At 71.0% G+C, this 23727-nt stretch carries 21 protein-coding genes and 1 riboswitch; of the genes, 8 read left to right on the top strand and 13 right to left on the bottom strand.

Features of this window, described 5'->3' with window-relative positions; genetic code table 11:
* Positions 1–171 precede the first annotated feature (171 nt).
* The 3 genes from QE416_RS08800 to QE416_RS08810 form a co-directional block, all read right to left on the bottom strand.
* Positions 172–1572 carry a L,D-transpeptidase family protein gene (locus QE416_RS08800; RefSeq protein ID WP_307315370.1) on the bottom strand — a complete coding sequence of 467 codons (1401 nt, stop codon included), beginning with the start codon at positions 1570–1572 and terminating at the stop codon, positions 172–174.
* Between the two features lie 107 nt (positions 1573–1679).
* Positions 1680–3044: an FAD-binding oxidoreductase gene (locus tag QE416_RS08805; RefSeq protein WP_307315373.1), complete on the bottom strand. Its 1365-nt coding sequence runs from the start codon at positions 3042–3044 to the stop codon at positions 1680–1682.
* Positions 3041–3427, bottom strand: a complete 387-nt coding sequence (locus QE416_RS08810) for a YrdB family protein (RefSeq protein WP_307315376.1) — start codon at positions 3425–3427, stop codon at positions 3041–3043. Before QE416_RS08810 ends, QE416_RS08805 begins: the two co-directional genes overlap by 4 nt.
* Before the next feature lie 138 nt (positions 3428–3565).
* Positions 3566–3651, top strand: a riboswitch (ZMP/ZTP riboswitch).
* A gap of 57 nt (positions 3652–3708) precedes the next feature.
* Here QE416_RS08810 and glyA point away from each other — a divergent pair.
* From glyA to QE416_RS08825, 3 genes are all read left to right on the top strand, one after another.
* The gene (gene glyA, locus QE416_RS08815) at positions 3709–4983 is read left to right on the top strand and encodes a serine hydroxymethyltransferase (protein WP_210072199.1); all 1275 of its coding nucleotides are present in this window, start codon (positions 3709–3711) and stop codon (positions 4981–4983) included.
* Between the two features lie 493 nt (positions 4984–5476).
* On the top strand, positions 5477–6361 hold the full coding sequence (locus QE416_RS08820) for a bifunctional methylenetetrahydrofolate dehydrogenase/methenyltetrahydrofolate cyclohydrolase (protein WP_210072198.1): 885 nt from the start codon (positions 5477–5479) through the stop codon (positions 6359–6361).
* 90 nt (positions 6362–6451) lie between these two features.
* A complete protein-coding gene (locus QE416_RS08825; protein ID WP_307315382.1) occupies positions 6452–6931 on the top strand; it encodes a cytochrome C5 in 480 nt (159 codons plus the stop codon).
* A gap of 66 nt (positions 6932–6997) precedes the next feature.
* Here the strand turns inward: QE416_RS08825 and hxlA are convergent, their stop codons facing one another.
* Together hxlA and hxlB are read right to left on the bottom strand one after the other, a co-directional pair.
* A complete protein-coding gene (gene hxlA, locus QE416_RS08830; protein WP_210072196.1) occupies positions 6998–7621 on the bottom strand; it encodes a 3-hexulose-6-phosphate synthase in 624 nt (207 codons plus the stop codon).
* Positions 7622–7650: 29 nt separating this feature from the next.
* Complete coding sequence (gene hxlB, locus QE416_RS08835) at positions 7651–8229, bottom strand: 6-phospho-3-hexuloisomerase (protein ID WP_307315386.1); 579 nt, start codon at positions 8227–8229, stop codon at positions 7651–7653.
* Positions 8230–8329: 100 nt separating this feature from the next.
* Here hxlB and QE416_RS08840 point away from each other — a divergent pair, with 100 nt between their 5' ends.
* Positions 8330–9169 (top strand): LuxR C-terminal-related transcriptional regulator, encoded by an 840-nt coding sequence (locus tag QE416_RS08840; protein WP_210072194.1) that lies wholly within the window; start codon positions 8330–8332, stop codon positions 9167–9169.
* An 18-nt stretch (positions 9170–9187) separates the two neighbouring features.
* Here the strand turns inward: QE416_RS08840 and QE416_RS08845 are convergent, their stop codons facing one another.
* Genes QE416_RS08845 through QE416_RS08870 form a run of 6 tightly spaced genes read right to left on the bottom strand, consistent with a single transcriptional unit; the run spans position 9188 to position 15763 of the window.
* Positions 9188–9994: an HpcH/HpaI aldolase/citrate lyase family protein gene (locus QE416_RS08845; RefSeq protein ID WP_307315389.1), complete on the bottom strand. Its 807-nt coding sequence runs from the start codon at positions 9992–9994 to the stop codon at positions 9188–9190.
* A complete protein-coding gene (locus QE416_RS08850) occupies positions 9979–10764 on the bottom strand; it encodes a fumarylacetoacetate hydrolase family protein (RefSeq protein WP_307315391.1) in 786 nt (261 codons plus the stop codon). The genes QE416_RS08845 and QE416_RS08850 overlap by 16 nt, the downstream gene beginning before the upstream one ends.
* Position 10765: 1 nt before the next feature.
* Positions 10766–11923, bottom strand: coding sequence for a 3,4-dihydroxyphenylacetate 2,3-dioxygenase (gene hpaD / locus QE416_RS08855; RefSeq protein WP_307315394.1), 1158 nt, complete (start codon positions 11921–11923; stop codon positions 10766–10768).
* Positions 11924–11978: 55 nt separating this feature from the next.
* Positions 11979–13487 carry a 5-carboxymethyl-2-hydroxymuconate semialdehyde dehydrogenase gene (gene hpaE / locus QE416_RS08860; protein ID WP_267786290.1) on the bottom strand — a complete coding sequence of 503 codons (1509 nt, stop codon included), beginning with the start codon at positions 13485–13487 and terminating at the stop codon, positions 11979–11981.
* 45 nt (positions 13488–13532) lie between these two features.
* Positions 13533–14225, bottom strand: coding sequence for a GntR family transcriptional regulator (locus QE416_RS08865; RefSeq protein ID WP_307315397.1), 693 nt, complete (start codon positions 14223–14225; stop codon positions 13533–13535).
* The gene (locus QE416_RS08870; protein WP_307315400.1) at positions 14225–15763 is read right to left on the bottom strand and encodes a fumarylacetoacetate hydrolase family protein; all 1539 of its coding nucleotides are present in this window, start codon (positions 15761–15763) and stop codon (positions 14225–14227) included. The genes QE416_RS08865 and QE416_RS08870 overlap by 1 nt, the downstream gene beginning before the upstream one ends.
* A gap of 122 nt (positions 15764–15885) precedes the next feature.
* Here QE416_RS08870 and QE416_RS08875 point away from each other — a divergent pair, with 122 nt between their 5' ends.
* Positions 15886–17277, top strand: coding sequence for an MFS transporter (locus tag QE416_RS08875; RefSeq protein WP_267786293.1), 1392 nt, complete (start codon positions 15886–15888; stop codon positions 17275–17277).
* 256 nt (positions 17278–17533) lie between these two features.
* Here the strand turns inward: QE416_RS08875 and QE416_RS08880 are convergent, their stop codons facing one another.
* Entirely contained in the window at positions 17534–19192 is a 1659-nt protein-coding gene (locus QE416_RS08880) for a thiamine pyrophosphate-binding protein (protein ID WP_307315401.1), read from the bottom strand.
* 221 nt (positions 19193–19413) lie between these two features.
* On the opposite strand from QE416_RS08880, the gene QE416_RS08885 reads away from it, so the two are divergent.
* Both QE416_RS08885 and QE416_RS08890 read left to right on the top strand, forming a co-directional pair.
* Positions 19414–20001 carry a TetR/AcrR family transcriptional regulator gene (locus QE416_RS08885; RefSeq protein WP_307315404.1) on the top strand — a complete coding sequence of 196 codons (588 nt, stop codon included), beginning with the start codon at positions 19414–19416 and terminating at the stop codon, positions 19999–20001.
* Between the two features lies 1 nt (position 20002).
* Complete coding sequence (locus QE416_RS08890) at positions 20003–20644, top strand: zinc ribbon domain-containing protein (RefSeq protein ID WP_103206579.1); 642 nt, start codon at positions 20003–20005, stop codon at positions 20642–20644.
* A gap of 4 nt (positions 20645–20648) precedes the next feature.
* On the opposite strand, the gene QE416_RS08895 is transcribed toward QE416_RS08890, so the two are convergent.
* A complete protein-coding gene (locus QE416_RS08895) occupies positions 20649–21353 on the bottom strand; it encodes an IclR family transcriptional regulator (protein WP_307315406.1) in 705 nt (234 codons plus the stop codon).
* Between the two features lie 97 nt (positions 21354–21450).
* On the opposite strand from QE416_RS08895, the gene QE416_RS08900 reads away from it, so the two are divergent.
* Positions 21451–23295 (top strand): FAD-dependent monooxygenase, encoded by a 1845-nt coding sequence (locus tag QE416_RS08900; protein WP_307315408.1) that lies wholly within the window; start codon positions 21451–21453, stop codon positions 23293–23295.
* The last annotated feature ends 432 nt before the right edge of the window (positions 23296–23727 follow it).

Consider the following 23727-nt stretch of genomic DNA (forward strand, 5'->3'; position numbering starts at 1 on the left):
GAAAGGGGCGGATGCCGATGGCATCCGCCCCTTTCGCGTTTACGGAGGAGACCGGACGAGAGCCCGAACAGCACTTCACGGCTGCCCACGCTCCGCGAGACGCCGGCAAGGGCCACGGAAACGGAAGAGGGGGCGGATGCCGATGGCATCCACCCCCTCGAAGACCCGGGCTCAGTAGTGGACCGAGACCTCGGTACCGCGGTAGGCCCAGTCGTACAGCTCCTTGGCCTGCGGGATCGTCATGTTGATGCAGCCGTGGCTCATCGGTGTCCCGAAGTTGTTGTGCCAGTAGGTGCCGTGGAAGCCCTCGTCACCGTTGAAGTACGCCACCCAGGGGACGTCCTTGGTGCAGTAGTCGTAGCCGGGAACGCAGCCCATGTCCTGCATCGCGGTCTTCCAGCCGATGCGGAAGTTTCCGGTGTGGGTGGCGTGGTCGCCCGCGCCCGACGAGATCGTGTACGTACGGTACACCTGGCCGTTCTGCCAGAGCGTAGTGGTCTGCGTGCTCAGGTTGACGTCGATCCGGCGCTCGGTCTTGGTGGTGTCGAAGGGCGTCTCGGTGACGGGGAGGGCGTAACGCCCGTTGCCCTCGGCGAGCTGTTTCGCGAAGGCCGCGGCCACACCGCTGGTGTCGCCGAGCGTGCGACCGGTCTGGCCCTCGGTGAGCGCCTTGATGACCTCTCCGCCGGTGTCGACGATGACGTCGGCGTTGACGGGGGCGCGGTCGACCGCACCGGGCAGGCCGGCGACGGCGGACTGGATCGCGGCGGCGTCGGCCGAGATGGCGAAGTCGCCCTTGCCGTCGGGGGTGACGGTGAGCCACGATGCGGCGGTCGCGCGGTCGACGGGGACGGTGCGCTCTTCGCCGACGTAGAAGCCGGCCGAGTCGAGGATGCCGTTGAGCGTGGCCACGGCGGCGTTCGCTTCGTCGGTCGATACGGGGGCATCGACGGGGACGAGGGTGGCGTCGACGGTGGTGGCGGGCTGGCCGGCGTCGAAAGCCGACTGCAGCGCCGAGATCACGGCGGCGACGTCGATGCCCTCTCCCGCTTCGGCGGGAGTGGTCACGTACGCCTGCGAGCCGGCGTCGTACGCGATGGTCGCGTCGACGGGGGCGCGGTAGGTGCCGGGCGCGCGGTTCTTCAGTGCGGTCGCGGCTTGGTCGGCATTCACCTGCACCTGCACCCCGGTGCCCTCGGGGAACCACGAAGCGGGCTTCCACATCGGGTTGTCGGAGAAGGCCTTGTCGGCGAGGGCCGCCGCGTCGACGGTCGCGCCGAGGTCGGCACCGGTGACGGTGACGGCGCCGGCGGGGGAGTCGACGGTGACCGTGGTCTCGGCGAGGCGGTTCGAGATGGCCTGGGCCGCGGCACCGGCGGTGAGACCACCGATCTGCACACCCGCGACCGAGGCACCCGGCGCGATCAGCACGAGGGAGGCGGCGATGAGAGCCACGGCCGTCGCACCGGCGGGGATGCCGATCCACAGGCCGGAACGGTTCTTGCGCTTCGTCGGCTCGGGCGGTGCCCAGGCGTAGGTTGCGCCGTCGGTGCCAGGTGCGCCGTCGGTCATGAGTCAAACCCCCCGATAGTCAGTCTTCTTATGCTACGAGCGGATCTTGCGGATACGCCTTGAGCAATATCACGGTCTGATCACGTCGCCTGCGCACCAGGCGGAGGTCAGACGCTGAAGACCTTCCCCGGGTTCAGGATGCCGAGCGGGTCGAACACTCGCGCGATGTCGCGCTGCAGGGCCCACTGGTCGTCGCCGAGCTCGTCGATCAACCAGCGGCGCTTCAGCACGCCGATCCCATGCTCGCCGGTGAGGGTTCCGCCGAGCGCGAGTGCGGCGCGGAACAGTTCCTCGGCCGCCTCCCACACCACCGGCGGCACCTCGGGACCCTCGAACACGAAGTTCGGGTGCAGGTTACCGTCGCCGGCGTGCGCGACCGTGGGAATGACCAGACCGAACTGCCGTTCGATCCGCGCGATCTCGTCGAACATGTCGGGCAGAGCGCTGCGCGGCACCGAGACGTCTTCGATGAGGGTGGTGCCGAGCGTCTCCATCGCGGGGTGCATGGCGCGGCGGACGGCCAGGAGCGCCTCGCCCTCGGCGGCGTCCGCCGCCACGGCGACGGCGCCGCCCGCTTCGCGGAGAACCTCGGCGATCTCGGCCGCCTCGTCGGCGGCGACCGGGCCGTCGGTCTGGATGGTCAGCTGCGCGGCGCCCTCGGGAGGAGCGGGCAGGGACAGCAGGCGATGCGCGGCGGCGAGGCTGGTGGCATCCATCAACTCCATGATCGCGGGCTGCACTCCCGAGGCCGTGACCGCGGCGGACGCGACGGCGGCGGCGCGGACACCGTCGAACAGCGCGGTGAGAGTGACGCGTTCGCCCTCGACGAGGCGGCGGAGCTTGAGGGTGGCGCCCACGACGACCCCGAGGGTCCCCTCCGAGCCGATGACGAGCGAGGTGAGGTCGAGGCCGGTCACGCCCTTGACGCTGCGGTGACCGAAACGCATGAGGCGTCCGTCGGCGAGGACGACGTCGACGCCGAGCACCGCATCGCGCACGACGCCGTACTTCGCGCACAGGAGTCCGCCGGCGCCGGTGGCGATGTTGCCGCCGACGGTCGAGATCTCGCGGCTCGCCGGATCGGGTGCCCACCACACGCCGTGCGGTTCCAGTCGCGTGTTGAGCTCGGCGTTCAGGATGCCGGGTTCGACCACGGCCAGGAGGTCGTCGGGGCGGACCTCGAGCACACGGTCCATACCGCGCACCGAGAGGCTGATCTCGCCACCGCCGGTGTTCGCTCCGCCGGCGAGACCCGTGCCGGCCCCGCGGGGGACGACGGGGGTGCGGGTGGCGGTGGCGATCCGCATCACCGCCTGGACATCGGCGACGGATGCCGCGTGCACGACGGCGAGGGGCAGGCCCTCGGCGGCGTGGCCCGACTTGTCGGCGCGGGCCGCCTCGAGGGCGGCGGGGTCCGTGTCGACGCGCGCGCCGAGCTCGGCCCGGAGCAGCGCGACGACCTCGGCGGTCATGCCAGGCGCCGTCGCCCGTTCAGCGCGCCGAGGACGACGGCGACGATCGCGAAGACCAGGCCGATCCAGGCTTGACCCATGCTCCACCAGGCGACGGTGGCGGCGGCGTAGACGAACAGCTCGACGAGCGCGCGCACGAAGGGGTGCACGGCGAGCACGGCCCGCGGTGAGACGAACAGCGCCCACACCAGGATCGCCAGAGCCGGGGCGCCGATGCCGGCGACGATGTTCCACGGGAACGGCCACGCCAGAAAGCCCCAGATGGCGAGGGTCACGAAGGCGAACAGGCCGCAGATGACACTGCCGATCTCCAACGCCGACGGCCGGGGGCGCATGCCGGGAGCGAGAGGCGCCTGGGCGCGGACGTTGCTGGAGTCGGTCACTCCGCCATTTTACGCGGGCCTCGGAGCCCGGCATCCGCGATGCCTCGGCGTCGAGTGGACCGCGCGCTCCGAGATCCCCCTGTGGAGGAACGGTGGATGCCGAGATGCGTGGGGCGGCGGCGGGTTTACCCGCTAAAGTGGCACCGTCGCGACTGGCGTTGAGGTGGGGAACCACCGGGGAGCGACCGCTTGACGGTATTCGACCGCACGCCTGGGTCGGTGCGGTATCTACGCGGGCTCGCCGAGCCCGCGGCATCCGGAACCATCGTCAAGGAGATCGCATGACCGATCCGTACTTCAACGCCCCTCTCTCGGAGGTCGACCCCGAGATCGCCGAGGTCCTCGAGCGCGAGCTCAACCGCCAGCGCGGCTTCCTCGAGATGATCGCGTCCGAGAACTTCGTTCCCGTCTCGGTGCTGCAGTCGCAGGGCTCGGTGCTGACCAACAAGTACGCCGAGGGCTACCCCGGTCGCCGGTACTACGGCGGTTGCGAAGAGGTCGACGTCGCCGAGTCGCTCGCGATCGAGCGGGCGAAGACCCTGTTCGGCGCCGAGTTCGCCAACGTCCAGCCGCACTCCGGTGCGTCGGCCAATGCCGCCGTGCTGCACGCGATCGCCCGCCCCGGCGACACGCTGCTCGGTCTCGCCCTCGACCAGGGCGGTCACCTGACCCACGGCATGAAGATCAACTTCTCGGGTCGTCTGTACGACATCGTCGCCTACGGCGTCGACCCCGAGACCTCGATCATCGACATGGACGAGGTGCGCCGCCTCGCCGTCGAGCACAAGCCGAAGGTCATCATCGCCGGCTGGTCGGCATACCCCCGTCAGCTCGACTTCGCCGCCTTCCGCGCGATCGCCGACGAGGTGGGCGCGCTGCTGTGGGTCGACATGGCGCACTTCGCCGGTCTCGTCGCCGCGGGCGTGCACCCCTCGCCGATCCCGCACGCGCACGTCGTCTCGACCACCGTGCACAAGACGATCGGCGGCCCCCGTTCGGGCCTCATCCTCACCAACGACGAGGCCCTCGCGAAGAAGATCAACACCGCGGTCTTCCCGGGCCAGCAGGGCGGCCCGCTCATGCACGTCATCGCCGCCAAGGCGACGGCGTTCAAGCTGGCTCTCACGCCGGAGTTCAAGGAGCGCCAGGAGCGCACCCTGCGCGGTGCCTCGATCCTCGCCGACCGCCTCACCCAGGACGACGTCAAGAACGCCGGCATCGCCGTGCGCTCGGGCGGCACCGACGTGCACCTCGTGCTCGTGGACCTGCGCGAAGCCGAGATCGACGGCAAGCAGGCCGAAGACCTGCTGCACGACATCCACATCACCGTGAACCGCAACGCCGTGCCGAACGACCCGCGCCCGCCGATGGTGACGTCGGGCCTGCGCATCGGGACCCCGGCGCTCGCGACCCGCGGCTTCGGCGACGCCGAGTTCACCGAGGTGGCCGACATCATCGCGCTCGCGTTGATCCCCGGCGCCGACGTCGAGGCCCTGCGCGCACGCGTCGCGAAGCTGGCCGACGCCTTCCCGCTCTACCCCGACCTGCAGCAGTGAGCCCGGCCGGGGCGGGCGTCGCGCGTGCGGCCCCGTCCCGGTACCCGGTCCCCGCGTCCGCGCGGGGTCTCGGTGCCCGGTACCCGCGTCCGCGCCGGGTCTCGGTGCCCGGCCCCCGCGCCCGCGCGGGGTCTCGGTGCCCGGTCCCCGCGTCCGCGCCGGGTCTCGGCATCCGCCCCGTCCGGTCGCCCCGGGGCGCCGAGCCCGGCCCGTGCACTCCACGCATAAACGCGATCCGCGCACGAAAACGCGGGGAGAACGCGTTTCTGCGACTGGATAGCGTTTATGCGTGACAGCGGATGGCCCCGGTCCGGGCACCCGCCGCGGCGTCCCTGCGGCGCCGGATCGCTGCCCGCCCGCCCGCCCCACCCCACGCAGAAACGCGATTCGCGCACATAAACGCGAGGAGAGCGCGTTTCTGCGACCAGACAGCGTTTATGCGTGCGGCACCTCACCCGCACGACCCCGATCGATAACCAGGAAGAGGGATGCCATGACGGCGACGATTCTCGACGGAAAGGCCGCGTCGGCGGCGATCAAGGCGGAGCTGGCCGAGCGTGTCGCCGCTCTGCGCGAGCGAGGCATCGTGCCCGGCATCGCCACCGTGCTCGTGGGCGCGGATCCCGCCTCGCAGCTGTACGTCGGCATGAAGCACAAGCAGTCCGAGGCGATCGGCATGAACTCGATCCAGGTGGAGCTGCCCGCCGAGGCGACGCAGCGAGAGGTCGAGGCCGTCATCGACCGCCTCAACGCCGATCCCGCCTGCCACGGCTACATCGTGCAGCTGCCGCTGCCGAAGCACCTCGACACCGACGCGATTCTGGAGCGGATCGACCCGGCGAAGGATGCCGACGGCCTGCACCCCACCAACCTCGGGCGTCTCGTGCTCAACGTCAACGCGCCGATCCTCACGCCGCTTCCGTGCACGCCGCGCGGGGTCATCGAGCTGTTGCTGCGCAACGACTACGACCTGAAGGGCAAAGAGGTCGTCGTCGTGGGTCGAGGTGTCACCATCGGTCGCTCGATCGGCCTGCTGCTCACGCGCCGTGAGATCAACGCCACCGTAACCCTGACCCACACCGGCACCGCCGACCTCGCCAAGCACCTGCGCGAGGCCGACGTCATCGTCGCCGCCGCGGGCGTGAAGCACATCGTGCGCGCCGCCGACGTCAAACCCGGCGCCGCGGTGCTCGACGTGGGCGTCACGCGCGAGACCGACCCCGAGACCGGCAAGTCGCGCGTGTACGGCGACGTGCACCCCGACGTCGCCGAGGTCGCCGGCTTCGTCTCGCCCAACCCGGGCGGAGTCGGCCCCATGACGGTCGCCCTGCTGATGACCAACGTCGTCGAGGCCGCGGAGCGCGCCACCGCCGTCTGATGGTGAACCGCGGCATGCCGCCGGTTGAACAGACGGAGCGTCGCACGCAATGGGGAGGCGCGAGCGCGACCGACGTGGCAAGGTTTTCTCATGACTGAGTCTGTGCTGAACGACCTCCTCCGCCGCGTCACCGAGAGCGGCCTGCTCGAAGACGCCCAGATCGACGAAGACAGCGTCATCGGTTCCGGACACCTGGATGCCGCCGGCGTCGAGGTGGAGGTCGACCTCGACCCCGAGCTCGACGAAGACGAAGAGCCCGATCTCGACGCGATCATGAGCAACCTGAAGGACGTGCTCTCGGTCGGCGAGGAGCGCTGGCGCGCGATCGTCGAGGAGATCTCGAGCGACATCGAGGACGCCCTCGACGACGACGAGCTCGACACCGATGTGGACCTGCGCACCGACCTCGAGGCGATCGGCGTGGGCGTCTTCGCCGACGCGATCATCGTCGTGTTCGCCGGGCAGACCTCGTTCCCCGACGCCCTCGTGCACGTGCAGCTCACCCCCGAGCTCGAGGTCGAGGACATCGAGATCATCGGTGACGACGACGAGGACGACGACGAGGAGTGATCCTCTCCACGTCAGAGAGGGACCGGGCCGTTTCGGCCCGGTCCCTCTCTCGTTGAGGCCCTGCGATCAGACGATCGCGGCGCGCAGCGCGGCCGCCGCGGCACCCACGTCGGGGGCGCTGTAGATCGCGCTCCCGGCGACGGCGACCTGGGCGCCCGACTTCTGCACGTCGGCGATGCTCGAGGTGTTGACGCCTCCGGCGACGGAGAACGGCACACCGGCCGCCTCGCCGTCGCGCAGCAGCGTGCTGAAGGTGAAGCCTTCCTCGGCCTGCTCGTCGAGGCCGGCGTGCATCTCGACGAACTCGGCGCCGAGGGCCACGACCTCCTTGGCGCGGGCGGGCTTGTCGGCGACGCCGATCAGATCGACGACCACGCCCTTGCCGTGCTTCTTGGCGGCCTTGACGGCGCCGGCGATCGTGCTGTCGCCGGCCGAGCCGAGGACGGTGACGAGGTCGGCACCGGCGCTGAAGGCGATGTCGGCCTCGAGCTCGCCGGCATCCATCGTCTTGAGGTCGGCGAAGACGATCTTGTCGGGGTGCGCGCGCTTGATCGCGGTGATGGCGGAGAGGCCCTCGCTCTTGATGAGCGGGGTGCCGAGCTCGAGGATGTCGACGTGCGGCGCCGCGGCGGCGGCGAGGTCGAGGGCGGCTTCGGTGGACAGGGTGTCCATGGCGAACTGCAGTTTCATGAGGGGGTCCTTCTTCTCTGCGGGGTGGGTCATTCGAGGTTGGCGTGGCGCGGCCAGATCTCATCGGCCGAGAGGCCCGAGCGGTGCCAGAGGGCGTCGAAGATCGCGTCTCCCACGAGCACGACGGCCTGCTCGAAGAGGCTGCCCGCGTACTGGGTCGAGGCGGCCTCGGAGCGGTCGAGCTTGGCGGCGGCGGGAACGGTGACGAGGGCGTCGGCGGCGCGCCCCAGCGGCGAGTCGGGCGCGGTGGTGATCGCGACGACGCGGGCGCCGACATCGGCCGCGGTCTCTGCCGCGCGGACGATGCCTCCGGTGGTGCCCGAGCCGCTGGCGGTCAGCAGGGCGTCCTTCGCGCCGATCGCGGGTGTCGTGGTCTCGCCGACGACGTGCACCTCGAGGCCGAGGTGCATCAGGCGCATCGCCGTCATGCGCAGCGCGAGGCCCGAGCGCCCCGCGCCGAGGACGAAGACACGATCGACCTCGGTGAGCACGTCGAGCACGTCGTCGAGGTCGCCGGGCTCCGAGACGAGGCGGTCGACGACGGATGCCAGCTCCCCGGCGATGCGCGAGAGGGAGGACTCGACGGTGGCGTCGTCGCGGGACATCATGACCCCATGCTGCGCCGGTGCGGACGCCGCACGGGCCGGTCGACCGCAGGGGGCCACCTACCCGAATGGGTAGGTGCACGCCGTGGTCTAGGTTGAGCACGTGACGTCCGTACCCGCCCTCGCCTCCCCGGCATCCCGCGCGCTCGTCACCGAGCACGAACGCATCGTCGCCGAACAGGCCGATCGGCACGCGGTCACGCTCGAGTCCGTGCTCGCGGTCCTGCGCTCATCGCGCCTCGACGACCGCGCGGCCCGGACCCTCGCCACCGAGACCGCGGCCGCGGCTCTGGTGGTGCTGCGCACCTCGACCGACCAGCAGCACGGCGTTCTGCTCGAGCCGGTCACCGGTGCCTTCGCGCGCCTACGCAGCGACCTGCGTCCGCTCGTGCGCCACGGCGACCTCGACGTGCAGTTCGTCGAGCCGCCGACCACCGGGCGCGCCCTTCCCGGTGAGGTCGCGCACGAAGCGCGCGCGATCGTCCGCAGCGCGGTACTGGCCCTGCTCGACCGTGGAGCGCCGCACCGCGTGCGCATCCAGTGGGATTGCGACGGCCTGAACCTGCTGATCGGTATCCGCGACGACGGCGAGGGGCGGCTGACCGCGCACGACGATTCGCTGCGCCCGATCGTCGAACGGGTGAGCGCGCTGAACGGGGCCTTCGACGTCGCCTCGACGCCCGGGTGGGGCTCGGAGGTGTCGGTGCGGCTTCCTCTCGACCCGCCGGCGCGCCCCGAGTTCCTCGACGACGCGGTGGATCTGAGCCCGCGAGAGCGAGAAGTGCTCACGCTCGTCATCGTCGGCTCGCGCAACCGCGCCATCGCGACGCAGTTGGGGATCAGCGAGAACACCGTGAAGTTCCACGTGTCCAACCTGCTGCGCAAAGCCGGGGTCGCGACCCGGGCGGAACTCGTGGCGCTGGGTGCGTCTCGCGTTCCCTAGCCTCGCGCGGGGGAGCCGTCAGTAACTGTCGCGCTCGCCCGAGGCCGCCCGCGCGGTGACGAACCGCGTAGCGAGCGCCTCGGAAGCCCGCGCGAGCAGGGCGACGTCCGCCCCGACGGCGACGAAGTCGGCGCCCGCGTCGAGGTAGGCCTCGGCCACCGCGGGGTCGAACGCGTTCACGCCGACCGGGGTTCCGGCATCCCGGGCCGCGGCGAACACGGCGTGCACGGCGGCGACCACGTCGGGGTGCGTCTGCTGTCCGAGAAGACCCATGGATGCCGAGAGGTCGGAGGGGCCGACGAAGACGGCATCCACCCCCTCGACGGCGGCGATATCTGCCGCGGCGGCGACGCCGTCGGTCGTCTCGATCTGCACGGTGAGCGAGACGTGCTCGGCGGCGTCGGCGAGGTATCCGTCGATCCGGTTCCAGCGCGCGCTGCGGGCCAAGGCGCTCCCGACCCCGCGAACCCCGGCGGGCGGATAGCGAGTGGCGGCGACCGCGGCGCGGGCCTCGTCGGCCGAGGACACCATCGGGACGATGAGGCTCTGCGCGCCGAGGTCGAGCACCTGTTTGATGACGACCGGGTCGTTCCACGGCACGCGGACGACGGGGGTCACCGGGTACGCGGCGCTCACCTGCAACAGCGCGAGCACGGTTTCGAGCGAGGTCGCGGAGTGCTCCATGTCGATCAGCAGCCAGTCCAGGCCCGAGCCCGCGGCGATCTCGGCGCTGACGGTGCTGCCCGAGCACACCCACATCCCCGCGAGAGGTCGATCGGACGCCGCGAGCGCGGCGCGGAACGTCGGGGTCAGACGAAGCGGCACGAGATCGTTCCCATCGGTCCGTAGTCGCAGAGGACGTCGTCGCCCCGCGACACCCACATCGGGCGCGTGAACGATCCTGCCAGGATGATCTCGCCCGCCTCCAGGCGCGCGCCGTGCTGGGCGAACTTGTTCGCGAGCCAGGCGACGCCGGTAGCGGGATGGCCGAGGACGCCGGCCGCGACCCCGGTCTGCTCGATCTCGCCGTTGCGGCTGAGCACGCCCGGCACCCACCGCAGGTCGATCTCGTCGGGGCGCCTGTGCACCTCGCCGAGCACCATGGCGCCGTAGGCCGCGTTGTCACTGATGGTGTCGACGATCGTGCGGCCCTCGAGCTCGATGTGCGAGTTGAGCACCTCGAGGGCCGGCACGGCGTAGTCGATCGCGGCCAGTGCGTCGTCGAGTGTGCAGTCGGGGCCCTCGAGCGGCTTCTTCAGCACGAAGGCGAGTTCGACCTCGATACGCACGTTCGAGAAGTGATCCACGGGGATCTCGGCCCCCGAGCGGTACACGGTGTCGTCGAACATCACGCCGTAGTCGGGCTCGGTGATGCCGGTCGCCTGCTGCATGGCCTTCGACGTCAGCCCGATTTTGCGCCCCACGAGGGTGCGACCCGCGGCGAGCTGCGTATCGCGCCAGCGGCCCTGGATCCGGTACGAGTCGTCGACGGTGGCATCCGGGTACCTCGCCGTGATGCGCGGAATGACCGCGTGCGTGCGGTCGGCCTCGGCGAGCTCGGCCGCGATGGCGTCGATCTGTGCGTCGGTGAGCATGTCAGAGCTGGTTGCCGAGCTTGAACTCGGCGGAGGGGGCGGATGCCGATTCCTCCGGCGCGCGGGTGTAGCTGAAACCGTCGGCGCCGATGGTGACGGCCATCTCGCTGGAGTGTTCGCGCGCGCGGACCGGCTGGGGGTTGCCGTCGAGGTCGAGCACGAGCGAGCCGTCGGTGTACCAGCTGGGGACCACCGGGTTGCCCCACCAGTCGCGGCGCTGATTGTCGTGCACGTCCCACGTGATGACCGGGTTGTCGGGGTCGCCGGTGTAGTAGTCCTGCGTGTAGATCTCGACGCGGTGCCCGTCGGGGTCGCGCAGGTACAGGTAGAACGCGTTCGAGACGCCGTGGCGGCCGGGACCGCGCTCGATGGCATCCGAGCGGCGGAGCGCGCCGAGCTTGTCGCAGATGGCGAGGATGTTGTGCTTCTCGTGCGTCGCGAAGCAGACGTGGTGCATGCGGGGGCCGTCGCCGCCGGTCATGGCGGTGTCGTGCACGGTGGGCTTGCGGCGCATCCATGCGGCGTAGACCGTGCCCTCCTCGTCTTGGATGTCCTCGGTCACGCGGAAGCCCAGCGACTGCATGAAGTTCACCGCGCGGGGGACGTCGGGCGTGATCTGGTTGAAGTGGTCGAGGCGGACGAGCTCACCGGGGGAGTGCAGGTCGTAGCGCCACGAGAGGCGCTCCTGGTGCTCGGTGTCGAAGAAGAACTCGTAGGGGAATCCGAGGGGGTCGACCACGCGCACCGAATCGCCGATGCCCTCGGTGAACCCGCCCGGCTCGCGGCGGACGTCGCAGCCGAGCTCCTCGTAGAACGCCACCGCCTTGTCGAGATCTTCCGCCGACCGCACGCGATACGAGAACGCGGCGACCGCGGCCACGTCGCCCTGACGCAGCACGAGGTTGTGGTGGATGAACTCCTCGGTGGAGCGGAGGTAGATCGCCTCATCGTCCTCTGCGGTGACGTGCAGTCCCAGCACGTCGACGTAGAAGACCCGGGATGCCGCGAGATCGGTGACCACGAGCTCCATGTACGCGCAGCGCAGGATGTCGGGTGCGGGAGACGTGGGGGTGGGGATGGGATCGTCCGAGGCGATCGGGGCCTCCTGGGTCACCCAGAACCCGGAGGAGGTCTTCTCTTCTTCGGTGTGCTTCGTCATGGGGTCGCGTCCTTGCGTGTGTGTCTGCGTCTGCGTGCGCGGGTCGGGGTCTCGCTCAGTGGGCCGGGCTCGGAGCCTTGCCGAAGGTGGGGTTGTGGGCGGGCCCGAGGGTGATGTGCACCGCCTGCTGGTCGGTGTAGAAGTCGATCGAGCGGTAGCCGCCCTCGTGTCCGAGGCCCGAGGCCTTCACCCCGCCGAACGGGGTGCGCAGGTCGCGGACGTTGTTGGAGTTCAGCCACACCATGCCCGCCTCGACGTTCTGGGCGAACAGGTGCGCGCGCTTCAGGTCGTTGGTCCAGACGTAGGCGGCCAGGCCGTACTTCGTGTTATTCGCCAGAGCGAGGGCTTCTTCGTCGGTGTCGAAGGGCGTGATCGCGACGACGGGGCCGAAAATCTCCTCCTGGAAGATGCGCGCGTCGGGCGCGACGTCGGCGAACACCGTGGGCCGCACGAAGTTGCCCTCCGCGAACTCCTGCGGCCGGCCGCCGCCGGCGACGAGACGTCCCTCGCTCTTGCCGAGCTCGACGTACGACATGACCTTCTCGTAGTGCTCGGGGTGCACGAGCGCCCCGACCTCGGTCGCGGGGTCGTCGGGATAACCGACCTTCACGCGGTCGGCCTGCGCGGCGTAGCGCTCGACGAAGACGTCGTACACCGAGCGCTCGACGAGGATGCGGCTCCCCGCGGTGCAGCGCTCGCCGTTGAGCGAGAACACGCCGAAGATGGTCGCGTCGATCGCGGCATCCAGGTCGGCATCCGCGAAGACGATCGCCGGGCTCTTGCCCCCGAGCTCCATCGACAGACCCTTGAGGAACGGGGCGGCGTTGGCGAAGATCAGCTGGCCCGTGCTGCTCTCGCCCGTGAACGAGATGAGCGGCACGTCGGGGTGCTTCACCAGGGCATCGCCGGCGTCTTCGCCGAGGCCGTTGACGAGGTTGAACACGCCCTCGGGAAGCCCCGCCTCCTCGAAGATGCCCGCCCACAGCGACGCCGACAGGGGCGTGAACTCCGCGGGCTTGAGCACCACGGTGTTGCCGGTGGCCAGGGCGGGACCGAGCTTCCACGACTCGAGCATGAAGGGGGTGTTCCACGGCGTGATGAGGCCGGCGACGCCGATCGGCTTGCGATTGACGTAGTTGAGCTGGCGTCCGGGCACCTTGAAGGCGTCGTCGGTCTGCGCCACGATCAGGTCGGCGAAGAAGCGGAAGTTCTCGGCCGCGCGGCGGGCCTGGCCGAGCGCCTGCGTGATCGGGAGCCCCGAGTCGAACGACTCGAGCTCCGCGAGACGCTCGTCGCGCGATTCGACGAGGTCGGCGATGCGATGCAGCACGCGCGAACGCTCGCGGGGGAGCATGCGCGGCCAGGGGCCCTCGGCGAAGGCCGTGCGGGCGGCGGCGACCGCGAGGTCGATGTCGGCTTTCTTGCCGGCGGCGGCCGAGACGTAGGTCTGGTTGGTCACCGGGTCGAGCACGTCGAACGTGTCGCCGTCGACGGAGTCGACGAACCGGCCGCCGATGTAGTGCTGGATGCGCTCGGGCAGCTCGGCGGGGATACGGCGGGTCATTGATGCTCCTTCTTCGGAGGGGGCGGATGGCGATGGCATCCGGAATCAGAAAGCGGGCAGGCCGAGCACCTGGTCGGGGTGCTCGTGGATCATGTAGGCGTCGAGAGTCGCCGAGCGATGGCGTCGCGAGACCTTCTCGATCTCGGCGAGCGGGGCGCCGTTCTCGATCAGCACGAGGATGTTCTCGTGCTCGCGCACGGACTCGGCGGCGCGACCGGGCACGAAGCTGAAGGTGGAGTCGCGCAGGTGGCCGAGGCGCGCCCACTCGGCCTGCACGAGCTCGAGCATGCGCGGGTTGGCGCACTTGGTGAACAGGATCGCGTGGAACTCCTGGTTCAGCGCGGTGAAGGACCGCGGATCGAAGTGCTCGAGCGTCTCGACCATGAGCTCGTTGACCTGGCGTGCGCGTCGCACGTCGTCGGTGGTCAGCGCGCGGGCCGACAGCGCGGTCGCCGCGCCCTCGAGCAGGCTGAGCGCCTGCATGCTGAAGCGGTAGGCGGTGTCGTCGACCATCGAGACGCGGGCGCCGACGTTGCGCTCGAACATGACGAGCCCCTCGGCCTCGAGCTGACGGATCGCTTCGCGCACCGGCACGACGCTCATGTCGAGTTCTCCGGCGATCGAGCCCAGGACGAGCCGGTAGCCGGGGGTGAACTCCTGAGAGGCGATGCGGTCTTTGATCCACCGGTACGCCTGCTGCGACTTGCTCTGCGTGCGAGCCGAGGTGCTGGCATCCATCAGGCGTTCTTCTCGCTGTCGAAGCGGGCGCGCCAGGAGGCGTTCATCGGGAAGAGGCCCTCGACGGGATGACCGGATGCCACCTGGCGGGCGATCCAGGCATCTTCCTCTTCCTGTGCGAGGGCGGCGTCGGCCACCTCGTCGGCCAGGGCGGGCGGGATGACGATGACCCCGTCGCCGTCGCCCACGAGGATGTCGCCGGGCTCGACGGTGGTGCCGCCGCAGCCGACGGCCACGTCGGTCTCCCACGGCACGTGGCGCCTTCCGAGAACGGCGGGGTGGGGGCCCGCGGCGAAGACGGGGATTCCGACGGCGGCCACGGCCTCGGCGTCGCGGACGCCCCCGTCGGTGACGATCGCTGCGGCGCCGCGGGCGTGCGCGCGGAGGGCGAGGATGTCTCCGAGCGTCCCGGATCCGGTCTCACCGCGCGCCTCGATGACGATGACCTCGCCCGCCTCGACCGCGTCGAAGGCGCGCTTCTGCGCGTTCTGGCCGCCGCCGTGGGCCGCGAAGAGGTCTTCGCGGTGCGGGACGAACCGCAGGGTCCGGGCCGTGCCCACGAAGCGGCTGCCCGGGGCCAGCGGGTGCACCCCGTCGATGGTCACGTCGTTCAGGCCGCGCTTGCGCAGCTGCCCGCTGAGGGCGGCGACGGGGACGCGCGAGAGCTTGTCGCGCAGGGCGGGGGAGAGAGGGCCGGATCCGGTCGCGAGGACGGGGGACGCCACGGAAACGGGCTCGTCCGCCGCCTCGCCGCCTGTTTCGCCGGCATCGCCTGATCTCGCTGCGGCCGCGGCCTCCGGCGACCCCCACGCCTCGGTGCGCTGGGTGTCGTCCGCCGCGGGCAGCGAGCCGATCGCGGCGTCGAAGGCCCGGTCGCCCTGGACCACCGTGGTGCGGAGCTTTCCTGTCGAGAGGGCTCCGGCATCGACCTGCACCTCGACGACCTGGCCCGGCGTGACGACCGAGGATCCCGCGGGGGTGCCGGTGAGGACGACGTCTCCGGTCTCGAGCGTGAAGTGCTGCGAGAGGTCGGCGACGATCCGGGCGAGGGGGAAGATGAGGCCCGCGGTCGAGTCGTCTTGAACGAGCTCTCCGTCGACCCAGGTGCGCAACCGCAGGTTCTCGGGGTCGACGTCGCGGGCATCGATGAGCGCGGGGCCGAGCGGCGTGTAGCCGTCGCCGCCCTTCGAGCGCACGTTCGACCCCTTGTCGTTCGCGCGGAGGTCGTAGAGACCGAAGTCGTTGGCGGCGGTGACGGATGCCACGCGCGACCACGCGGCATCCGGAGTCACCCACCGTGCGGGCTCGCCGATGACGAGCGCGATCTCTCCCTCGAACGCCAAGAGCTCGGTGCCCGCGGGGCGCACGATCTCGGCCCCGGAGGGAGCGAGCGAGCTCGACGGCTTGAAGAAGTACGACGGGGCGGCCGGGCGACGGCCGCGCTGATCGGCGCGCGAGGCGTACGAGAGGTGGACGGCCACGATCTTGCCCGGGCGACCGCCGAGGGCGGTGAACCGGGGGTCGGTGCTGTCGGTCATGGATGCTCCCTTGCGTCGTATTCGAAATCGTATATGATCCGAAAGGCGGGGGCAAGCACGGCCCCGCCCCCCTCTCGACAGCGACGTCGCGGTCTCGACGATGACGTCAAAGGAGCCCACCCATGTCCACCGCATCTCCTCGCCCCTCGGACGGTTTCACGCCGACCGGCACCATCTCGACCTCCGGCGATCGCCGCCGCGTGGTCTTCGCCACCGTCGTCGGAACCACCGTCGAGTGGTACGACTTCTTCCTCTACGCCTCGGCGGCGGGTCTGGTCTTCGGCCAGCTCTTCTTCGCCCCGGCCGGACCCGGGGTCGCACAGATCCTGTCGTTCCTCACCGTGGGGCTGAGCTTCCTCTTCCGCCCCCTCGGCGCGTTCCTCGCCGGCCACCTCGGCGACAAGTACGGCCGTCGGGTGGTGCTGATGATCACGCTGATCCTCATGGGCGCCTCGACGACCCTGATCGGAGTGCTTCCGACCTTCGACGTCATCGGCGTCGCGGCCCCCGTGCTGCTGATCCTGCTGCGTGTGCTGCAGGGCGTCTCGGCCGGAGGCGAGTGGGGCGGCGCGGTGCTCATGGCCGTCGAGCACGCCCCCAAGGCCAAGCGCAGCCTCTTCGGCGCCGCTCCACAGCTCGGCGTTCCCCTGGGTTTGCTGCTGGCGAGCGGCATGCTCGCACTCATGGCGGTCATCGCCCCCGGCGACGCCTTCTTCGCGTGGGGCTGGCGCGTGCCGTTCCTGCTGTCGTTCGTGCTGATCCTCATCGGGTACTACGTGCGCCGGAAGGTCGAGGAGAGCCCGGTCTTCCTCGAGCTGGCCGAGCGCAAAGAGAAGACGCGGATGCCGATCGTGCAGCTGTTCCGCAAGCACGCGCTGCTCGTGCTGATCGCCGCGCTCGTCTTCGCAGGCAACAACGCCGTGGGGTACATGACCACGGGCGGCTACATCCAGCGCTACGCCACGAACCCCGACGGGCCCGTGGGCCTGGCGACGGCCGACGTGCTGGGAGCCGTCACCATCTCGGCCGTGTCGTGGCTCGTCTTCACCTGGATCGGCGGATGGATCGGTGACGTCATCGGTCGTCGCACCACCTACCTCATCGGGTGGGCGGCGCTGTTGGTCGGTGTCTTCCTGCTGTTCCCCCTGGTCAACACCGCGAGCATCGGCCTGCTGACCCTGGGGCTCGTGGTGCTGACCGTGGGCCTCGGCCTCACCTACGGGCCCCAGGCGGCGCTCTACGCCGAGCTGTTCCCGGCATCCATCCGCTTCTCGGGGGTGTCGATCTCGTACGCGCTCGGCGCGATCCTGGGCGGTGCGTTCGCCCCGACGATCGCCGAGGCGCTGGTGCGCGAGACGGGGTCGACCGCGTCGGTGACCTGGTACCTCGCGGGCATGGTGGTGCTCGGCGCGATCGCCACGCTGGTGCTCCGCGATCGCAGCGGCATCCCGCTGGGCCCCGACCACGAGGCCGAGCAGGCGGTCAGTCCGGTGCGGGGGCTCTCGAAGGTCTGAGTCCGTCCGGTTCGGCCCCGTCGCGCTCCGGTGCGGCGGGGCCTTCGGCATGGGGGAGGTGCCCGGCTCCCGGGTTCTGCGGGCGTACCGAACTCCTGAGATCCGGGCCGCCGCGGCTCAGGCAGCCGTTCTCCGGACCTCGCAGCCCGAGATGTTCAGGAGTTGGGTACGCGTCGGGGCGGGTGCCCGCCCCGGCTTCTCGCGGTCCGGTAGTCCCCGGACGCGCCGGATTGTCCGGAGGCCCGTACCCGCGCGCTCAGCGCGCCGCGATCTCTTCCCAGTACGGCGCCACGACCGCCGCGCTCACGCGGAGGTCCAGCAGCAGGAAGCCCCGCTCGGAGGCCGGGCGAGCGACCCAGGATGCCAGGGCCTCGAGGTCGCCGACCGACTCGACGACCACACCCTCGGCGCCGAACCCGCGCGCGACCGCGGCGAAGTCGACCTGGGGGATCAGCATGGGGTCGGGATGCAGGCCCTTCACCCCGTAGTTGAGGACCTCGGCGCCGTACTGCGCGTCGTTCCAGACCACCGCGATGCCGCGGCCGCCCGCGACCCGGACCGCGGTCTCGAGATCGGCGAGGGCCATGAGCCCGCCGCCGTCGCCGGTGGTGAGCACGATCGTCGAGTCGGGGCGGGCGACCGCGGCGCCGGGGACGCTCGGGAAGCCCAGGCCGATCGACTGATACGCCGTTCCGACCATGATCATGCGGTCGGGCGAGGCCACCGGCCAGTACATGTTCGACCAGCCGAGGAAGTGCCCGCCGTCCGAGACGATCACCCGGTCCTCGGGCAGGAGTTCCGCGATGCGGGCGGCGGCGGTGCGCGGGTCGAGGCGTCCGTCGGGGCCCGTGCCCTGGCCCTCGGGCTGTCGGCGGGCCGCGGCGAGGTCGAGGCCCCGGCCCCAGGTCGAGCCGGTCGCACCGCGCTGGTGCAGGCGTCGCGTGATCTCGGTCGCCACGTCGGCGGCATCCCCCCGCACGTATCCGCCGATGTTCGCGTGCGTCGCGGTCGGCGCGAGATCGACCTGGAAGACGCGCGTGCCGGGGGCGAAGAGCTCACCGAAGCGCATCGTGAACTGGTTCAGGCCCGCGCCGAGGACGACGGCGACGTCGGCCTCGCGCACGAGCTCCATCGCACCGGGGGCGCCGAAGCCGCCGGCGACACCGAGGTCGCGCTCGGGGTCCGAGAACAGGCCGCGGCCCAGGGCGCTCGTGGTGGTCAGCGCCCCGGCGGTCTCGGCCAGGCCGTCGAGGGCCGCTCCCGCGCCGGCGAGCCACGCCCCGCGACCGCCGAGCAGCAGGGGGCGCTCGGCCGATGCCAACGCGTCGACGATCTGATCGATGACCGCGTCGGCGTAGGCGCCGAGCGGGGGGTGCTCGGGAGTGACCTGGGGCGCGGCGCCGGGGGCGTCGGCATCCGGGACCGGTCCCGCCTCGCGGGTCGCGACGTCGTAGGGGATGCCGAGCACGACGGGCAGGCGATAGGTCAGGGCGTGCTCGATCGCGATGACGATCGTGGCCGCGGCGTCGCGGTGACCGACCGTATAGGTGCGCGCGCCGACGGCGGCGGCGAGGGCGATCTGGTCGACGCCCCAGGGGCGCGGGCCCGAGGTCGGCTCGTCGCCGACGATCAGCACGAGAGGGGTGCGCGCCTGCACGGCCTCGGCCAACGCCGTGAGCGTGTTGGTGAAGCCCGCGCCGTACGTGGCCGTGGCGGCGGCCAGGCGCCCGCACGCGCGGTAATGCGCGTCGGCGGCGACGACTCCCGCGGCCTCATGGCGCACGGCGACGAAGCGCGACGAGGTCTCGCGCCCGAGAGCATCGAGGAAGTAGGCGTTGCCGTTGCCCATGACGCCGAAGACGGTGTCGATGTGGCGGGCGAGGGTGTGCGCGACGTGCGCGGAGACGGTGGGCATGGCAGAGGAAGCCTTTCGAGACGGGACGGATGGTTGCCGTATGTGTCTCGCGGGTCCTCCGCTACGTGCCCTTTTTTCGAGCAGCGACGCACGGCCCCGTGCGCCTGACGGGATCGAGTATAGGGGCGCGGGGCGACCGCTCCCGTCACCGCGGAAGGATCCGCTGGCGCGGGCGGCGTCCCCCAGTATTATCAAGCGATAACCTCCCGGAAGGAGAACGGATGCCGAGCCCCCGCCGCCGTACCGCGCGCGACGACGAGCTGCTCACGGCATCCGTCCGGGCCTTCGCCGCTCGCGGGTACTTCGGCACCTCGACCGCTCAGGTCGCGAGCGAGATGGGGGTGTCGCAGCCCTACGTCATCCGCACCTTCGGGTCGAAGCTCGAGCTGTTCGTGCGCACGCACGCGCACGCCGGAGCGGAGATCACGCGTGTCTTCCGCGAAGCGACGGGCGAGGGCTTCGACCCGGACCGCTTGGGCGGTGCGTACCGCTCGCTCGTCCTGTCGCGACCGGACGCGGTTCTCGTCTGGGCGCACGCGTTCTCGGCCGCGACGGCGGAGCCCGAGATCGGTGTCGAGTCGCGTCGACAGTTCGACGAGGTCTATCGCACGCTGCGCGAGGCCGGCGCCTCCGACCTCGATCTGTGGGCCTTCATGGGCCGCGGAATGCTGATAAACAACCTGCTCCTCATGCAGGCTCCCGACTTCGGCGATCGATACGACTTCGGACCTCTCGTCGACCTCGTCTTCGGGCCGCGGCCCGAATCCCCCCACGGCGCCGATGGCGCCCCTCGCCTCGACCAGGAGTGACATGAGCGACCTCGTCCCGTTCACCGACAACTTCACCGACCTGTCCAACATGGACGGGTTCCAGTTCGAGTTCCGCTGCGAACGCTGCGGCAACGGCTATCGCTCGGCGTTCCGACCCGACCCGCGGGCCGCGGGACAGAAGCTCGCCCGCGGTATCGGAAACCTCTTCGGTGGCCCGGTGTCGCAGTTCGCGTCGATGGCCGACCGGTTCCTCGACCGCGGCACCAACTCGCCGGCGAAGGACGAGGCTCTCCGCGCCGCGACGGCGGAGATCGCGCCGCGGTTCCACCAGTGTCGGGGCTGCAGCGACTGGGTCTGCGGCGACGGCTGCTGGAACGACGGGGTGGGCCAGTGCGTGCGCTGCTCGCCGAACGCCACGGAAGAGCTCGCTCAGCTGCAGGCCGAGGCGCGACGCCGCCAGGTGCAGGAGCGGCTCGAAACCGTCGACCTGCTCGGTGGTGCCGATCTCAAGACGCAGGCCCGCCCGCGCTGCGGTGCGTGCGGCGCCCAGTCCCACGGCGGCAAGTTCTGCGGTGAGTGCGGCTCGCCGCTCGCGGTGGTCGCGTCGTGCGGTGGGTGCGGCTCCGAGAATCCCGCGGGTGCGCGCTTCTGTTCCTCGTGCGGGACCGGCCTGACGGGCTGATGTCTCAGAGCGCGCGGCGGATGGCCTCGGCCGCCGCCTGCAGTCGCGCGGCGATCTCCCCGTCGTCGCGGTCTGTCGCCACGTGCACCGCGGCGACGGCGGCGGGCTCGCGGCCCTGCACGCTGAGGGGCACGGCGACGGCACGCAGGGTCGGGATCACCTCGTCGTGGCTGGTCGCCCAGCCGCGCTCGGCGGCATCGGCGACCTCGGCCGCCAGTCGGGCGTCGACGGCGTCGGGCCAGCGGCGCGGAGGCAGCAGCGCGAGGATCGCCCGCCCCGGGGCCCCTCGGGTGACCGGATGCCGCGTCCCCGGCCGCTGCGCGACGGTCGTCGTCGCGTGACGTGGTTCGACGCTCGTGAGGGTCACGCACTCGTCGTGGTCGAGCACGACGAGGAAGCACGTCATGCCCAGCTCGTTCGCCGCGGCCGTGAGCTCGGGCAGGGCCTCGGCCTGCAGGTCGGCGGCGACCCCCGCGGCGAGAGCCGCCAGGCCCGTTCCCAGGCGCACCGCGCCCGCGGCATCCCTCGTCACGAGTCCATGGGCTTCGAGCGTGCGCAGGAGTCGATAGGCCACGGAGCGGTGAAGCCCGACGCGGGTGGCCAGGTCGTCGATCGTCAGCGGGGTGCGGGCGTCGGCGAGTTCTTCGAGCAGGCGGATGCCGCGGCTGAGCGTCTGCGAAGCGGGCGTTGCGTCTTGCCGCGATGACATGGCTCGACTAACCTCTCGTTCGATACCGGAACGTCGCGTTCGAATATAGAACACGACGGTTCCGTGAGCAACCCCGACATCGACGTCAGGAGAAACAGTGCAGTTCCACCACCACGGTTACGTCTCGGGTGACCCGCGCGTGCAGAATGCCGCCGGGACCGGCATCGATCGGCCCGACCGCCTCCCCGACGAGGTCGACGTGCTCATCGTGGGCTCCGGTCCCGCCGGAATGCTGCTCGCGGCCCAGATGTCGCAGTTCCCGCAGCTCACGACCCGCCTGATCGAGAAGCGCGAGGGGCGACTGGCTCTCGGCCAGGCCGACGGCATCCAGCCGCGCAGCGTCGAGACCTTCCAGGCGTTCGGGTTCGCCGACCGCATCACCGCCGAGGCCTACAACATCGGCTGGATGAACTTCTGGGCGCCCGACCCCGAGAATCCCGAGCGCATCGTCCGCACCAGTCGCACCGAGGACTACGGCTACAAGATCAGCGAGTTCCCGCACCTCATCGTCAACCAGGCGCGCGTGCTCGACTACTTCGCCGAGGCGGCGGCTCAGGGCCCCGCGCGCATCGTTCCCGACTACGGCGTGGAGTTCCTCGGCCTCGAGGTGCAGGGCGACCACGTCGAGGTGCGCGTGCGCACGGACGAGGGGGAGCGCACGGTTCGGGCGAAGTACGTCGCCGGGTGCGACGGCGCGCGCAGCGGCGTCCGTCAGGCGATCGGCCGCACGCACGTCGGCGCGGCCTCCCGCCACGCCTGGGGCGTGATGGACGTCCTCGTCGAGACCGACTTCCCCGACTGGCGCATCAAGTGCGCGATCAACGCCGCGGCCGGCAACATTCTGCACATCCCGCGCGAGGGCGGCTACCTCAGCCGCATGTACATCGACCTCGGCGAGGTCGCCGAGGACGACGACCACCGCGTGCGCCAGACGCCGATCGACGAGGTCATCCGGCGGGCGAACGAGATCCTGCACCCGTACTCGATCGATGTGAAGCAGGTCGCGTGGAGCAGCGTCTACGAGGTGGGCCACCGGGTGACCGACCAGTTCGTCGACGACCTGCAGAACCCGCGGGTTTTCCTGACGGGCGACGCCTGCCACACACACAGCGCGAAGGCCGGCCAGGGCATGAACGTCTCGATGCAGGACGGCTTCAACCTCGGCTGGAAGCTGGGTCACGTTCTCACCGGTCTCGCCCCCACCGAGTTGCTGCGCACCTACGACGCCGAGCGCCGCCCCGTCGCTCAGCAGCTCATCGACTTCGACCGCGAGTGGTCCTCGCTCATGGCCCGCAAGCCCGGCGAGATCACCGACCCCGACGAGCTCGCGACCTACTACCTCGCCACCGCGGAGTTCCCCTCGGGCTTCGGTACGCACTACGCCTCGTCGCGGATCGTCGCCGCCGACGCGGCCCAGGAGCTGGCATCCGGATTCCCCGTCGGAAAGCGCTTCCACAGCGTCGAGGTCGTGCGGGTGTGCGACGGCAACGCCGTGCACCTGGGCCACCACGCGAAAGCCGACGGGCGGTGGCGTCTGTATGCCTTCGCGGATGCCGAGGGCTCGGCGCTGCGGGAGTGGGCCGAGGCCGCGCGGGCCGTGGTCGAGCGATTCACCCCCGGAGGGGCCGACCCCGACGCGGTCTTCGACGTCAAGGTCGTGTTCCCGGGGCGTTGGGAGGACGTGGTCGAGGTCCCCTCGCTGTTTCGCCCCCGGTCGGGGCCGCTGGGTCTCACCGACCTCGAGAAGGTCTTCGCCGCCGCGCCCTCGGCCTGGACGACCAGCGACGTCTTCGCCGAGCGGGGCATCGGCGCTGCGGGGGCCGTGGTGCTCGTGCGCCCCGACCAGTACGTCGCGCAGGTGCTCGCGCTGGACGATGCGGCGGGGCTGGAGCGCTTCCTGGCGGGCGCGATGGCGGCGCCGATGGCCGCGGCATCGCGCTGACGCCCCGGCCCGGCATCCGCCCCGCCCCACGCAGAAACGCGATCCCCGCGCAGAAACGCGAGCACGTCGCGTTTCCGTGTGCGGGAAGCGTTTTTGCGTGGCCCCGGCGGTGCGCGGATGCCGAAGCGCTCGGATGCCGGAGCGCGGATGCCGGAGTCGCCCGGATGCCGCAGCCCGGCGTCGTGAGGCATCCGCCCCACCCACGCAGAAACGCGATCCCCGCGCAGAAACGCGAGCACCTCGCGTTTCCGCGTGCGGGAAGCGTTTCTGCGTGACCCCGGCGGTGCCCGGATGCCGAAGCCGCTCGGATGCCGGAGCCCGAATGCCGCGTCGCCCGGATGCCGAAGCCGCCCGGATGCCGGAGCCCGAATGCCGCGGCGCCCGGATGCCGAAGCCGCCCGGATGCCGGAGCCCGGCGTCGTGAGACATCCG

This window comes from Microbacterium sp. SORGH_AS_0421 (genome assembly GCF_030818635.1).
In the GTDB taxonomy this organism is placed as follows: Bacteria; Actinomycetota; Actinomycetes; order Actinomycetales; family Microbacteriaceae; genus Microbacterium.